This is a genomic window from Leifsonia sp. 10L418 (assembly GCF_056395445.1).
Genome location: NZ_JBFTJN010000009.1, coordinates 59,282 through 74,425 on the forward strand (window position 1 = coordinate 59,282; position 15,144 = coordinate 74,425).

The following is a 15,144-nucleotide window of genomic DNA, read 5'->3' on the forward strand; positions in this document are numbered from 1 at the left end:
TGTTACTTCACCGGGGTGAAGTTCAGCGCCAAATCGATGAGCAGACGGGTTCCGAACCCTGTCGCGCCCTTCGAACGCCAGACATCGTCGGCGTCGACCTGCATGGTCCCGGCGATATCGAGGTGCGCCCAGGGGATGTCCCCGACGAAGTCGGCAAGGAACAGCGCGGCGAGCGTCGCACCGGCGAACTTGCCGCCCATGTTCGACATGTCCGCGACATCCGAGTTCAGCTGCTCGCGGTAGCGACGCTCGAGCGGCAGCTGCCAGATCGACTCGTCGGTGGCGAGGGAAGCGGCGCCCGCCTGATCGATCAACGCCTGGTTGTTGCCGAGCACCGCGGCCGTGCGCAGACCGAGCGCCATCATGGCGGCCCCGGTGAGCGTGGCGATGTCGACGATCGCGTCTGGCGACTCTTCGCCGGCGAGAACCAGGGCGTCGGCGAGCACGAGGCGACCCTCGGCATCCGTGTTCTTGACCTCGACGGTCGTGCCGCCGCGAATCGTGAGCACGTCGCCCAGCTTCATGGCCGAGCCCGACGGCATGTTGTCGGTGCACATCAGGAAAGCAGTCACAGCGGTCGGGCAGTCGAGGTCGGGCAGCGCCGTCATGGCGGCCAGCACTGCGCCGGCTCCGGCCATGTCCATCTTCATGGCGAGGTGCATGGGGTCCGACGGCTTGAGGCTGATTCCGCCCGAGTCGTACATGATCCCCTTGCCGACCAGGGTGAGCTGGGCGGGCGCGGCCGTGGCTTCGCTGGTGCGCGGCGTGTAGCTGATCTTGATCATGCGGGGCTCTTCGACGCTGCCGGCGTTCACACCGAGCAGGCCGCCGAGGCCGAGCTCCGTGACCTGCTTCTTGTCAAAGATCTCAACGGTGAGGCCGTGCTCGGCGCCGAGCGCGACGGCAACGTCGCCGAGGTCGGTGGCGGTGAGATGCCCGGGAGGGGTGTTCGCCAGGTCGCGGGCCAGGTTCGCGGCCTGCGCCAGAATCTGCCCGGTGCGGATGCCGGCGGTGACGTCGTCGATCTGGTCAGCGGCAACCACAATCTGAAGCGTCGACAACGCCACGTGCTTGCTTGTGGACTTGAGTTCGGTATAGCGGTAGCGCGCGAGCAAAGCTCCCTCGGTGACCAGACGACCGACGGTGTTCGGCGCAATCGCGAACTCGCCGCCCATGACCAGGGCGAGGTTCTCCGCCCGGCGTGCGGCACGGGTGAACACCGCCGCGGCGTCGCGCAGCACAGCCTCGGACTGGTCGGCGTCGTCGCCGGCGCCGACGGCGACGAGCTCGGGGCCTGAGGCCTGCGGAATCACCAGCGACTGGCCGGTTTTTCCGTCGAAACCGGCACGGGTGAGGGCGTCACGGTCGATGCCGAGCGCGGCAGGAACGGCGCCGGTCGTGCCGATCAGAAACCCGATCGCACCGGGAACGCCCGAGTCGCCGGCTTCGGCGACAGCGGTCACCGTGATCGCCTGCGCCGCGACCAGCGACGGAGTCGCGGAGAACGTGGCGGGAATGAGTTTGTAGTCGCTGGAGGGCATATCAATGTTCCTTAGGCTGCGTGGTTGCCGGCTGCGTGGTTGCCGGCTGCGTGGTTGCCGGAGGGCGTCGGAAAGGGGTGGTGACCGGTCGCATCGAGGTCATCCACGTGGTCGGCTTCCTCGAGTTCTTCCTCGCTGGCCGGGTGACCAGACGAGAGTTCGGCCGGGAGGTCGCCGGGCCGGTAGTTCGGCATCCGTCCGGCGGGAATGATCGCCAGGACTGCGATCGACGCCAGCGCGAGCAGCGAGATCTTGAGTGCACGCAGTCGGGCTTCCTCGTTGAGCGCCACCGCCGCATCCACCTGCTCCGGAGTCGCGTTCGTCGTACTCAGCACGTCCTCGAGGTGGTCGTTGGTGACGAAGTTGATGCTGTTCAGGTCGACCTGACCCTTCAGATCGTCAGTCAGAGTTGCGTTGCCGGCGACACCGCTCAGCACCATCGCGCTCAACACACCGACGGCGAACACGCTGGCCAGGGCGATGCCGACACTTCCCGAGATGTTGTGCACGAGACCGCGCCAGGCTCCGACGTCACCGGCGAGCGTCTTGGGCGCGGCCGAGAGCAGCGTGTTGAAGACCAGGGCGACGATCGCGCCTTGACCGAGGCCGAGGGTGATCAGGCCGAGGATGACGAACACCTGTTCCCACTCGTTGCGAATGGTGAAGGCGAGCAGGATCAGGCCGAGTGCCACGACGACGAAGCCGACGCGGGCGATCTGACGCGGAGGGAAGCGCTTGTACAAGGTGGCGACGATGGTGCTGGCCACGAAAATGGAGAGGGTGTACGGGATGACCGCGATCGACGTCTGAAAGCTTGAGCGGCCCTGCACGATCTGGATGTACAGCGGGATCAAGAAGTTGGCCGCGGTGCCGACGAACAGCATCGCCGCCATGCAGATCGTGGTTGCCTTCTCCGAGCTGGTGCGCAGCACGTCGAGGTCGAAGATTTGCGGCTTGCCCTGAGCCTTGCGGCGGCGCAGCCAGGTGAAGAAGATCTGGCCGCCGATGATTCCGAGAACGATCAGGATCGGTGCCGGTGAGATTCCCAGGATGTTGAACGGCGCATCCTCGGTCGCGAGTACCACGCCCCAGCTGTTCAGCCCGCTGAACCCGAAGCTGAGCAGGATGACTGATGCCGCGGCGATGAGGGCGCCGGTCCAATCGATTTTCACGTCTTTCTGCGGGGCCACCGGCTTGAGCCTGAAGCTGAGCAGCAGGTTGATCACGGCGAGAACAACGATGAGCGCGAAGGAGTAGCGCCAGCCGATGGTGGAGGCGAACGTACCGGCGATCAGCAAGGCGAGAACTCCGGCTGCCGGGATGGCGGCGGCCAGGTAGCCGATGGCCTTGGCCTGCTGCTGTCCGTGGAAATTGGCGGCGATGAAGACGACCAGCGCGGGGGCGATCAGCGCGATGACCGCACCGGATGCCGCTTGCGCGATGAACAGCATGGCGGGGGTGGCGCTGAGTGCGACGGCGGCCATCGCGACACCGTGAATGACCACGGCGATCTGGAAGACCCGGCGCGAACCGAACTTCGCGCCGACCTTCGCGCCCAATAAGATGAACGCGGCCATCGCGAAGGTGCCCGCGGTGATCGCTGTTCCCACGCTGGTCGCGGGCGTATTCAGCTCGGTGGTGATTCCCTGCATCGAGACGGTGAGCGCGTTGACCGCGAACGACGCTTGGATCTGGGTGAGAACAACCACGATCAGCGGCAGCCAGGAGGCCTTCACTAACGTTTCGGTGTGATCTGTTGCTGCGGACATCTGTCTACGCTCACAATCCCCTGAAGGCACGACCTGAATTTCCTCGGTGGGAGGTCACTTCATTATGGAGGACCGGGGCTCTCCGACAGAGTTTTTAGGGATTCCACGCCGACGGGTCATGGCGTGTCGCCTCCGTCGCCGCCGCAGGGCGCCCGCGCGCTCCCCGGTTTCGTCCGTCGCCGCTCAAAAGGTCTCGATGAACTCGACGGGCGGCCCGAGTTCCGGTCGGTCCCGCAACTCCAGATGATCGCCGCGTCGTTCGAGCTCCAGTACCGTGATCTGGTTGGCGCCGACGCGCAGCAACGGGGCAGGTAGATAGAGCGTGACCTGCGGGCCGATCTCCCAGTAGCGTCCCAGCAGGAAGCCGTTCACCCAGACGAAACCCTTGGCGAAGCCCGGGAGCGCGAGGAAGGCATCCGCCGGCTCCGTGACCTCGACCGTCGCAGTCGTCCAGCCCGCCGCAGCGTCCTCAGTGCCGACGCCGGTCGTGCCGAGCGCAACCTCGCTCAGGTGCCCCGCCGACCACTCATCGATCGGCAGCGACACCATCGTCCAGCCCTGCACGAGACGACGGTCGATTTGCACGCCGCCGAGAATCCCCTTGCCCTGACCGAGCAGCGGCCCGTAGTTGATTCGCCCTTGGTTCTCGACGAGAATTTCAAGCTGCACGGAACGGCCCTTTCCGTGCAGAGTGAGACCGGTCACCCCGCTCACCGTGTCGAGAATGCCGATCAGGTCGCCGTCAACGAACACCTGGGCGCGGTCGTGCAACCCGCGCACAGAGAGGATGCTCTCCCCCGGTGGCAGCATCGGGTGCGCCCGGTAGAGCACGAGCCCGTTGGCCTGGCCGAGTTCCTCGAAGCTCAGCGGGTGCGGGGAGGCGACCGAGACCCCGGCGCCACGCAGCGACGGAAGCAGCGATGCCGCGTGCACGACGGGGAGCGAACGTGCCGGAAGAACGGCGGCGACCGGAGGGGCGGCTGGCAACGATTCGGCGTGAAAGGTCTCCAACGCGGAGCGCACCGCGTCGAATTTCGGAGTCAGGGCGCCGTTCTCGGCGATCGGGGCATGCGAGTCGTAGCTGGTCACGGTCGGCTGCAGGCGCGAACCGTCATGGTTCGCTCCGGCGAACAGGCCGAAGTTGGTTCCGCCGTGGGCCATGTAGAAACTGACCGAGCCGCCGGGTTCGGCAAGGATGTCCCGCACAGTTTGCGCGACCCCCTGCGGGCTTCGCACGTGGTGCGCTTCACCCCAGTGGTCGAACCAGCCGTTCCAGAATTCGGCGACCAGGAACGGTTCGTCGGTGCGGCGCGTGCGCAGCAACGTCGCGGCTTCAGGAGCGCCCGAACCGAGGGTCGCGCTCGTCAGCACTCCGGGAAGAGTGCCGCCGTCGAGCATCAGCTCGGTCGGTCCGTCGGCCGTGTAGAGCAGTTCGACCACTCCGCGCTCGACCAGCGCCAGCCGCATCCATTCCAGGTAGCCGGAGTCGTCGCCGAAGCTGCCGAACTCGTTCTCCACTTGGAAGGCGACGACAGGGCCGCCGTTGGCGCTCTGCAAAGGCACGAGACGGGGGATCAGCTCGTCGAACCACTTCGACACCGCGTTGAGGTAGCCGACCTCACGCGACCGCGGCTTCAATCCGGGGGTTCCGGTGAGCCAGGCCGGGAGCCCTCCGTTGTCCCACTCGGCACAGATATACGGACCAGGACGCAGGATGACGTCGAGCCCGGCTTCACCGGCCAGGCCGATGAACCGTTCAAGATCGCGCCACCCTGCGAAGTCGATCTCGCCGCGGCGCGCCTCGTGAAAGTTCCACGCCACATACGTGTCGACGGTGTTCAGGCCCATCGCCACGAGACGGGCGAGGCGGTCTTCCCACAGTTCCGGCAGCACCCGAAAGTAGTGCAGCGAGCCCGACAGGATGCGGTGCGGCTCGCCGTGACGGATGAAGGTGCCGCCAGACCAGGTGAGCGCGGGGGAACCAAGGGCTGCGGCGGCTCTGTTCTCGGCGGAATCGGCGTTTGTGAATGAAACAGTTTCGGGCAGGGTGGTGACACTCATTTGACGGCTCCGGCAGTGAGACCCGCACGCCAGAAGCGCTGCAGGCTGAGGAAGGCGATGGCCAAGGGGATGATCGAGAGGAAGGCGCCGACGATGACGGTTCCGCCGGGAACCTGTCCGTTCGATCCGCTCCAGGCAACGAGCCCGACGACGACCGGTTGCAGCTTCGAATCGTTCAGCACCATGACGGGCAGCAGGTAGTTGTTCCACACGTCCACGAATTGAAAAAGGAAGATCGTGACCAACGCCGGCGACATGATGCGCATCGAGACGCTGCCGAAGATACGAAACTCCCCTGCGCCGTCGAGGCGGCCGGCCTCAATCAATTCGTCCGGCACCGATTGGGCGGCGAAGACACGCGCCAGGTAGACGCCGAATGGGCTCACGATGGAGGGCAGCAGCACGGCAAGCGGGTTGTTCAGCAGGCCGATCTGGTTGAACATCAGAAACAGCGGCAGGGTGAACATGACCTTCGGGATGAGCACGGCCGCCAGGACGACGCCGAAAATGAAACCGCGCCCCCTGAACGAGTATTTGGCGAGCGCGTACCCGGCCATGGCCGAGAACACGGTACCCACGACGGCGGCGGTTCCGGCGTAGAAGACGCTGTTGAGCATCCAGCGGCCGAAGATTCCGTCATTCACCGCGAAGACGCGGGCGATGTTGTCAAACAGTCCGAAGCCGTCGGCCCACAGACCCGAGCCCGAGAACTGGGTGCCCGCGGGTTTGATCGAGGCGACGATGAGCCACCAGATCGGAACGACAAAGTAGAACGCGGAGAGCAGCAGCAGCCCGGTCACGCCGAAACTGCGGGTCAGCGAGCTTTCTTTCGCGGCCCGACGACCGGCCAGGCGGGGCGCGGATGCAGCGGCGCTCATTTCTCTCCTCGGTTGGTCAGGCGAAAGAAGCCATAGGACAGCACGCCGACGAGGAGCGCGAGCACCACAGATTGCGCAGCGGCATACGGGTAGTTCTGAGCGCCGACCTGGGCCTGCGCGGCCATCAGGGGCGTGAACGTCGAGGTGATCGATCCCCCGGACACGGGTTGCAGCACTCGCGGTTCGTTGTAGAGCTGTGCGGAGCCGATGATCGAGAACACCGTGGTGAGGATCAGGGCCGGACGCACCATGGGGATCTTCACGCTCCACGCGGTACGCCAGGCCGAGGCGCCATCGAGCTTGGCCGCCTCCAGCGTCTCGCCGGGTATGGTCTGCAGTGCCGAGTAGATGATCAGCATGTTGTAGCCGGTCCAGGTCCACGTGACGATGTTCGCCACCGACCAGAGCGCGAAGCCCTCTGAGAAGAACGGGATCGTGAACCCGAAYGTGTCATTCAGAAAATTGTTGATGGGGCTCGACACCGGAGAGTAGAGAAACGACCACATCAGAGCCGCGACGACTCCAGGGACGGCGAACGGAAGAAAGCTAGCCAGACGAAAGAAGCTCTTGCCCCTGGCCGACCGTGAATCGAGCAACAGCGCCAGCACCAGGGCAAGACCGAGCATCACCGGAACTTGCACCGCACCAAACAGGACAACGCGTCCGAGCGAGGCGATGAATTCGGCGTCGGCAAACACCCGCGCATAATTCGCCAGCGGGTCGAATGTCAGGGTGGGTGCGGTCAGGCCGAGCCCCGAGCGCGTCAGGGTGAACAGACTCTGACCGATCGCGAAGAGAATCGGCAACACGTACATCGCCACAAAAAGCAGAAGAAACGGCGCAAGAAAGAGAAGTGGGATGCGGAGTCCGGCGAAACGGTGACGGATGCGCGGTGCACGCGTTCCCGCGGCATCCGACTCCGGATCGGTCGCTGGCGCAATACGGGGCGATGCTCTGGGCGACGCAGCGGCGGGGGGAGCTGTCGAGATGCTCATCGTGCTCTCTTTCGAAAAGGGTGGAGCGAAAAACAGGAGGGGCGGGTCGCTTGGCCGACCCACCCCCGAGCCAGTGGCCGCTACTTCGTGACCGACAGTCCTTGCGCGGTGAGCGCGTCGACGGTCTTCTGCTGGGTCGCCGCCAATGCGTCGGCGATCGTGCCCTGGCCGGCCCAGGCCTTGCCCAGACCATCGTTCAAGAAACCGACGACCTCCGGCATGTTCGGTCCCCAGGTCCACCCCGACGCAACGTTCGGTGCCGCTTCAGCGAAGACATCGAAGATCGGCTGTCCGCCGAAGTAGTCGTCCGGCTTGCCGAGCGCCGGGAGCGACAGCAGATCGGTGGCGGCCGGGTACAGTGCCGCACTGTCGATCAGACCGGTGAACGTGTCCGGGTCGGTGCTCATGAAGTGAGCAAACGTCCAGGCCGCCTCGGGGTTGTCGCAGCCTTTCAGAATCGCGGTGCCGGAGCCTCCGACGTTTCCGACGACGTCGTCACCGGCTTCCCACTGCGGCATCGGGGCGACCGCCCACTTGCCGGCACCGGCCGCGATGTCGTTCTTGAAGATTCCGGCGAGCCAGACAGCGCCAACGTGGGTCGCAATGCTGCCGTCACCGAGTCCGGTGTACCAGGATTGGTCCCACATGGGTGCCTGGCTGATCACGCCGGCGTCGCTCAGGCCCTGCCAGTACGCGGCGAGCTTCTGGTTGGCCGGGGAATCGATCGACACCTTCCAGGAATCCTTCTCGACGCCGAACCACGGTGCGCCGGCCTGCGAGGCGAACCCGGCGAAGTCGTAGTCGGTGTAACCGGTCGAGAGAAAGTGGGTCGGGTCGGCGGCGTGGATCGCGATGCCGGCTGCTTCATACTCGGCCCAGGTGGTCGGGGCCGCGATACCGAGGCTGTCGAAGAGTTCCTTGTTGTAGTACAGGGCCATGGGACCGGTGTCGACCGGAGCTCCGTAGACCGCATCGCCGACGCTCATCGCGTTCCAGGCGGCGGGGGCGAACTCCTCTTTGCTCGCGTTGGCGTACGTCGAGACGTCTTCCAACGCGCCCTGCGCAGCGAAGCTGGTGAGGGTTTCGTAGCCGACCTGCGCCAGGCAGGGCGCGCTGCCGGCCGTCACGGCGTTCAGCATCTTGTCGTACCCGCCCTTTGACCCGGGCGACACCTCTTCATAGGTGACCTTGATGCCGGGGTTGGCCTTGTTAAACGAGGCGACGGCATCCGCGTAGCCGGGTGCCCACCCCCAGAAGGTGACTTCGGCAGGCTTGTCGGCGGTGCCGGAGCCCGCGTTGCTGGTTGTGGTTGTGCCGCCCGCGCAGGCGGAGAGGGCCAGGCCGAGCACGACCGCGCCGGCGATGCCTGACGACCTCAGGACAGATTTCTTCACTGTTTCTCCTTTGAATGCAGATCGGGGGGATGATTCGATTCGGACCTCTGGCCAGAACCTTCGAATCCGTGTGATGACTATTGCACAAATTGTTATCGATAACAATCGCAGATTCAATCCGTGCCAACTTGCCTGGAAAAATATGGGCGATAGCACCATCCGCGTTGTAATATCGTTATCAATTAGTCGAAAGGAGCGCGCGATGACACACACCGCCCAGCCACCACGTGCCCCCGGGATGACGGATGTTGCCGCCCTCGCCGGCGTCTCGGCCCAAACCGTCTCCCGCGTGCTGAGTGCTCACCCGAATGTGAACGAGAAGACGCGCACGCGTGTACTCGCAGCCGTCGAGCAACTCGGCTACCGCCGAAACGGTGCCGCGCGTGCACTGTCCTCTGGCCGCAGCCGCACCCTCGGCGTGGTCAGCCTGCCGACGAACAATTATTCCAGTGCGGTGCTCGCCTATGGGATCGAAGCGGCTGCGCGCTCCGCCGGCTATGTGGTGAGCACGGCGATGACGACCTCGCTCGATGCCTCGGCGATCGCCGAGGCGATGAACCGATTGTCCGAGCAGGCCGTCGAGGGAATCGTGCTCGCCGTGCCGGTGATCAGCGGCAACGACGCCGTCGAGCAGCTCACGCGCCGCATCCCGACCGTCACGATCGACGGCTCGCGCACCGCGTCGACCGAGGTCGTGGCGATCGACCAGGTAATGGCCGCGACACTCGCAACTGAGCATCTTCTCGAACTCGGCCATGACACCGTCTGGCATGTCGCCGGACCGACGGAATGGCTTGACGCCGAGAGCCGGGCAACCGGCTGGCGCGAGGCGCTTCAGCGCGCCGGACGAACGGTTCCGCCCGAGCTACACGGCGACTGGTCACCGGAGTCCGGCTACCAGGCCGGACTCTTGGTCGGCCGGATGCCCGAGGTCACGGCCGTGTTCGTAGCGAGCGATGAAATGGCCTTCGGGCTGATTCGCGCCCTGCACGAGCTCGGTCGCCGGGTGCCGGAAGACATTTCGGTCGTCGGCGTCGATGACATCGCACTGGCCGCCTATTGCAGTCCGGCGCTCACCACCGTCGCGCAGCCCTTTGAGGAGATCGGTCGCCGCGCCGTCGCGCATCTGCTGCGGCACATCGACGATCCGGCCGCCCCGCCGCAGCCGGAGTCGATCACGCCGCAACTCGTGGTGCGTGCGAGCACGGCTCCCCCCGTGCGGGTGGAGCCGCGCCCGTCGGCGGCGGACAGGTTCTAAACCAGCGAGTCCCGCCAAGCCGCGTGCAGTTGAGCGAACCGGCCGGTGCCGGCGATCAGCGACTCGGGTGACCCGTCTTCGACGATGACCCCGTGTTCCATCACGAGCACGCGGTCGGCAATCGCCACGGTCGACAGACGGTGCGCGATGATGACCGCGGTGCGATCGGCGAGCAGCGTCTGCAGACCCTCCTGCACCAGACGTTCGCTTGGAATGTCGAGCGACGACGTCGCCTCATCCAGGATGAGCACGGCCGGGTTGGCCAGGAACGCCCGCGCGAACGAGATCAGCTGGCGCTGACCGGCCGACACCCGACCGCCGCGCTTGTTCACGTCGGTGTCGTAGCCGTTCGGCAGCCCGACGATGAAATCGTGAGCACCGACGGCGTGGGCGGCGGCGGCGATCTCGTCGAATGTCGCATCCGGTTTGCCGATGGCGATGTTGTCGGCGACCGACCCGCTGAACAGGTAGGCCTCCTGCGTCACCATGACGATGGCGCGGCGCAGATCCTTCGGATGCAGATCGCGCAGGTCGACGCCATCGAGCTCAACCCGGCCGTCGGTCGGGTCGTAGAACCGCGAGATCAGCTTGGCCAAGGTTGATTTTCCGGCACCCGTCGAGCCGACCAAGGCGATGGTCTGCCCGGCCGGCACGTCGAGATCGAAGTGCGGCAGGATGACCCGATCGGTCTTGTAGGCGAACTGCACATTGCGAAAACGCACCTCGCCCTTCGCCTCCCACAGGTCGACCGGGCGCAGGGGGTCCGGCACGCCGGGGCGCTCCTCGAGCACGCCCGAAATCTTCTCGAGGGCGGCGGCGGCCGACTGGTAGGAGTTGTAGAACATCGCCATCTCCTCCATCGGGTCGAAGAACCGACGCGCATAGAGCAGTGCGGCCAGCAGGGTGCCGATGGCCAATTGACCGTCGGCCACCCGGAAACCGCCGACCAGCAGCACAGCGGCGACCGTCACGTTGCCGATCAGCACGAGTCCCGGGTCGAAGATTCCGAACAACTGAATCACTCGGCTGTTCACCGCCCGGTAGTCCTCGACGAGATCGCCGAACTCCTGCTCGTTGCGCTTCTCCTTGCGGAACGCCTTGACCGCCCTGATCCCCGTCATGGTCTCGACGAAGTGCACGATCAGGCGCGCCGAGGCCACCCGGCTCTGCCGGAACTGGGTCTGTGAACGCACCTGGAACCAGCGGGTCAGCACCGCCAGCGGAATGAGTGCACCGAACAGCACCAGCCCACTGGTCGGGTCGAGGAAGAACAGCGAGATCGCGATGAAGACCATGTACAACACGCCCTGCAACAGCTGATTGATTCCCGAATCCAGCAGTTCCCTGATGGCGTCGAGGTCGCTCGTCTGCCGAGAGATGATCCGGCCCGAGGTGTACGACTCGTGAAACTCCAGACTCAGTTTCTGGGTGTGCAAGAAGACGCGCTTGCGCAGGTCAATCAACACGGCCTGGCTGATGCGGGCCGACATGACCGTGTACCAGGCGATCAGCACGGCGCCGATCACGCCGGTGAACAGGTAGACGACACCGGCAGCGGCCAGCGGCATCCAGTCGTTGTTCATCAACGCAGGTAGTCCGGTGTTGAGGCCATATGCGATCAGCGCCGGGCCGGCCACCTGGGCCGCGGTCGACACGACCACGACGACGAGCGCGAGGGTGACCCGCCAGCGCTCGGGGTGCAGCAGCGAGCCGAGCAGCCGCAAGGAGCGCTCTCGAATCTGGGCGCTCTCCGCCTTGGTGAAGTCGTTGCGTTCTTCGCCTTCTACTCCGGTGACACTCATCGCGTTCCCTCCTCTCGGGCGTTCTCTCTGCGTTCTTCGTCTTCCAGACTGGAGATGACGAACTTGTAGTGCTCATTGGTGACGAGCAGTTCGGAGTGCCGCCCCACCGCGGTGATTCTGCCGTCTTGCAGCAGCGCAACCCGGTCGGCGAGCGTGACCGTCGATGGCCGGTGCGCGACGACCAGAGCAGTCGTCGAGGCCAGCACGTCACGCAGCGCGGCTTCGACCAGAGCTTCGGTGTCGACGTCGAGCGCCGACAGGGGGTCGTCGAGAACGAGCACGGCCGGTGCCGCGGCCACCGCCCGCGCCAAGGCGAGGCGTTGGCGTTGGCCGCCGGAGAGGCTCATCCCCTCTTCGCCGACCTTGGTGTCGACGCCGTCGGGCAGGTCATGCACGAACCCGGCCTGCGCGATGCGCAACGCTTCCTCCAGCACGGCGTCGGCTTCGGCGCTTCGCCCGGCGAACTCCTCACGACCGAGCAGCACGTTGTCGCGCACGGATGCCGAGAACAGCGTCGCATCCTCGAACGCCATCGCCAGGTGTCGGCGCAGCTCTTCGCGACTGAGCTGGCGCACGTCGACGCCGTCGAGGGTCACCGCGCCATCCGTCACGTCGTAAAGACGCGTCGTCAATGCGGTGAGAGTCGACTTGCCCGAACCGGTCAGCCCCACCAGGGCCATGGTCTCCCCCGGCTCGAGCACCAGGTCGACCCCGTTCAGCAGATCGGGCACGTCCGCCGGTGAATCGTGGTAGCGGAAGTGCACGTTCTCGAAGGCGAGGCGGCCGCGCGGCTCACTGATCGTCACCGGGTTCTCCGGGTCGGTGATCGTGTTCGGCGCGTCGAGAATGTCGAAGAACCGGTCGGTGGCCGTGCGGGTGTCGAAGGTCATCGACAAGAGGAATCCGATCGACTCCACCGGAAAACGCAGCACCGTCGCCGTGGCGAAGAAGGCGACCAGCTCGCCGAGACTCAACTGGCCGAGGCTGGCCAGCCAGACGCCGACCACCAGGCAGAGCGCGAACGCAACGTCGGGAACGAGCAGCAGCCACAGCCAGATTCCGGCGATCGCGCGTGCCTTCTCGATTTCGGTGCCGCGCAGGCTTTCCGCCTGCGACGAGAAGTTCTTCAGCGCGAAACTGCCGCGACCGAAGGCCTTCAGCACCCGGATGCCGTGCACCGACTCCTCGACGGCGGTCGCGAGGTCGCCGGCTTGATCCTGGCTGCGGCGGGCGATCACCGAGTACTTGTCTTCGAAGACGTAACCGTAGATCCAGATCGGGATGGAGCAGACCAGGAAGATGAGTCCGAGCACCCAGTTGATGGAGATCAGAATTCCGAATCCGATGATGATGGTGATGGTGTTGACCACCAACAGCACCGTGCCGAACGAGAGCCAGCGGCGAATCAGGTTGAGGTCGCTCACCGCACGGGAGAGCAGCTGGCCGCTCGGCCACCGGTCGTGGAAAGTCACGGGCAGGTCCTGCAGCCGGGTGTAGAGGCTGTTGCGCATGGCCGCCTCAACGTGCGTGCCGGGGTTCAGCACGAACCAGCGCCGCAGCCCGATCAAAATCGCCTCGAGGATGCCGAGGCCGAGCACGATTCCGACGGCCGGCCAGATTTGGCTGGTGTCCCCGTCGGAGAGCGGTCCGTCGACGAGCCAGGCGAGAACCTGCGGGATCGCCAGCGCGACGAGTCCCGCGAGCAGTGCCGCCACCATCCCGAGGTACCACCGCGGCATCGCGGATCGGGCATAGGGGTAGAGCCGCATCAGCGTGCGGAAGGTGTTGAGCCGGGCCGGTGCGATGGGCTCGACGGGTTGAGGCGGATGTTCGGGCGAGGTGAGTGTGGTCACGTTGATTCCTGATGTGGTGATGAAAATGGGGTGGCGCGGCCACCGACGTCTGAGGTGCGGGTGTGGTTCGGCATGCTGCCGTTGCCACCCGGATCTCATCGATTTCCGGGATGCCGCGGCTCAGAAGCCGAGCCGGTCATGCGTGGAGATCTGCCATGCGTCGGGCCCCCGGGCGGACAGGCAGAGTGTGGGCGTGGGCGGGAATGCAACGGCGGAGTTGCTCCGCCGGTTCTCGCTACGCGGCGATCGGTTCCGACGGATAGCGAGCAGTCACTCGGAGGGAGGCGCCAAATTCAGCGCCGCTGTTCGCAACCGTTGCGAGCGTAAACCGGGCTGTCTTTGTCATGTCTGCCTCCTGGGCGCATCATCGTCTTGGGCCGCCCCGTTCAGGCAGCCTTTCAGAATATGGCAAGGAAAGCTTCAGGCGCAAGCATTTATTTCTGGCAACCGGTGATCGAGCCTGTCGAGATTTCATGGCCGCGTCTCGAAATCGGCGAAACGTGGTCACTTCGACGAGCTCAGTACCTCGCTCGACAGGCTCGACCACCGAGATGCGCGGGTTAGGGCAGCAGGTCGCTGTGATGCGCCTCGACCACGTTCGGGTGCGCGCGCAGGCGGTAGCGCAGCGCATTGTCACCGTAGGTTTCAAGAATCGGGCTGTTCGTCGGGTCGACCGACAACCCGCGCGTCTCAGCTTCGAGTTCCGGCGGCAGGTCGAGGCGGGGCATGGTGGCGTCGAGTGCCGGGTTGAAGAAGAACGGGATCGAGATTCGGTCGTCGCCGATCCGCGGCGAGATCACCCGGTGCAGGGTCGCCTTGAGGTAGCCGTGAGTGGCCAGCTCGAGCATCTCCCCGATGTTGACCACGAACGCACCGGGCACCGACGGCGCGTCGATCCAGTCGCCGTCATGTTCCACCTGCAGGCCGCCCTTGCCCGGTTCGACGAGTAGCAGAGTCAGCACTCCGCCGTCGCGGTGAGCTCCGACGCCCTGCTTCGGTTCCGGGTTCGACTCCCCCGGATAGCGCACGATCTTGGTCAACGAGAACGGATGCGTCGCGAACGCGTCGTCGAAGACATCCTCTGCAGCCCCGAGCGAGAGCGCCCACGCCCGCAGCAGGCGCAGCGCGAGCGCGTTCAGCTCGTCGTTCCAGCGCAGCGCCACCTCGCGCAGCTCGGGCAGAGCCTCCGGCCAGAGGTTCGGCCCTTCGAGCCGCCAGTATTCGGCCACCCCGGCGCCCGGTTCGACGACGTCGCGCTCGACGCCGATATCAATCTGCTCTCGCCAGTCGATGTCGCCGTGGGTGAGCTCCCCGCCCACGCGCGTATAGCCGCGGAACTGGGGGCTCTTCACGTTCTCGATGGCGAGTTTCTGCTCCGCCGGAAGCTCGAAGAAGCGTCGCGAGACGGCCAGGAGGTCGTCGGTCAGCCCCTGGTCGATGCCGTGGCCCACGAGGTAGAAGAACCCCACGTCGTGGGTGACGCGTCGAAGGTCCGCGCGAAACGCGTCGGCTTCGGCCGGTCCGGCATCGAGGCGGGACAGGTCGAGAACGGGAAGAGAGGTGAGCATCTCCCTATCGTGACAGGGCTTGCCT

General features: G+C 65.5%; 10 protein-coding genes. 1 reads left to right on the forward strand and 9 read right to left on the reverse strand.

The genetic code is table 11. The features are described 5' to 3' along the window. Window positions 1-2: 2 nt before the first annotated feature. The 6 genes from AC1DCF_RS16700 to AC1DCF_RS16725 all read right to left on the reverse strand — a co-directional run bounded on the left by AC1DCF_RS16700 (window position 3) and on the right by AC1DCF_RS16725 (window position 8,638). Window positions 3-1,541 (reverse strand): leucyl aminopeptidase, encoded by a 1,539-nt coding sequence (locus tag AC1DCF_RS16700; RefSeq protein WP_477211985.1) that lies wholly within the window; start codon window positions 1,539-1,541, stop codon window positions 3-5. An 11-nt stretch (window positions 1,542-1,552) separates the two neighbouring features. Then, window positions 1,553-3,310, reverse strand: coding sequence for an MFS transporter (locus AC1DCF_RS16705; protein WP_477211986.1), 1,758 nt, complete (start codon window positions 3,308-3,310; stop codon window positions 1,553-1,555). A gap of 183 nt (window positions 3,311-3,493) precedes the next feature. Further along, on the reverse strand, window positions 3,494-5,371 hold the full coding sequence (locus tag AC1DCF_RS16710) for a glycoside hydrolase family 35 protein (RefSeq protein WP_477211987.1): 1,878 nt from the start codon (window positions 5,369-5,371) through the stop codon (window positions 3,494-3,496). Then, entirely contained in the window at window positions 5,368-6,249 is an 882-nt protein-coding gene (locus AC1DCF_RS16715) for a carbohydrate ABC transporter permease (RefSeq protein ID WP_477211988.1), read from the reverse strand. The genes AC1DCF_RS16710 and AC1DCF_RS16715 overlap by 4 nt, the downstream gene beginning before the upstream one ends. Continuing rightward, window positions 6,246-7,244 (reverse strand): carbohydrate ABC transporter permease, encoded by a 999-nt coding sequence (locus AC1DCF_RS16720; RefSeq protein ID WP_477211989.1) that lies wholly within the window; start codon window positions 7,242-7,244, stop codon window positions 6,246-6,248. Before AC1DCF_RS16720 ends, AC1DCF_RS16715 begins: the two co-directional genes overlap by 4 nt. Window positions 7,245-7,324: 80 nt before the next feature. Then, on the reverse strand, window positions 7,325-8,638 hold the full coding sequence (locus AC1DCF_RS16725) for an ABC transporter substrate-binding protein (protein ID WP_477211990.1): 1,314 nt from the start codon (window positions 8,636-8,638) through the stop codon (window positions 7,325-7,327). A 202-nt stretch (window positions 8,639-8,840) separates the two neighbouring features. Here AC1DCF_RS16725 and AC1DCF_RS16730 point away from each other — a divergent pair, with 202 nt between their 5' ends. Beyond that, the gene (locus tag AC1DCF_RS16730; protein WP_477211991.1) at window positions 8,841-9,896 is read left to right on the forward strand and encodes a LacI family DNA-binding transcriptional regulator; all 1,056 of its coding nucleotides are present in this window, start codon (window positions 8,841-8,843) and stop codon (window positions 9,894-9,896) included. Here AC1DCF_RS16730 and AC1DCF_RS16735 read toward each other — a convergent pair. The 3 genes from AC1DCF_RS16735 to AC1DCF_RS16745 all read right to left on the reverse strand — a co-directional run bounded on the left by AC1DCF_RS16735 (window position 9,893) and on the right by AC1DCF_RS16745 (window position 15,119). After that, a complete protein-coding gene (locus AC1DCF_RS16735; protein ID WP_477211992.1) occupies window positions 9,893-11,698 on the reverse strand; it encodes an ABC transporter ATP-binding protein in 1,806 nt (601 codons plus the stop codon). The two genes, AC1DCF_RS16730 and AC1DCF_RS16735, sit on opposite strands and share 4 nt — an antisense overlap. After that, the gene (locus AC1DCF_RS16740) at window positions 11,695-13,467 is read right to left on the reverse strand and encodes an ABC transporter ATP-binding protein (RefSeq protein WP_477212051.1); all 1,773 of its coding nucleotides are present in this window, start codon (window positions 13,465-13,467) and stop codon (window positions 11,695-11,697) included. Before AC1DCF_RS16740 ends, AC1DCF_RS16735 begins: the two co-directional genes overlap by 4 nt. Before the next feature lie 644 nt (window positions 13,468-14,111). Further along, window positions 14,112-15,119, reverse strand: coding sequence for an isopenicillin N synthase family dioxygenase (locus AC1DCF_RS16745; RefSeq protein ID WP_477211993.1), 1,008 nt, complete (start codon window positions 15,117-15,119; stop codon window positions 14,112-14,114). Window positions 15,120-15,144 lie beyond the last annotated feature (25 nt).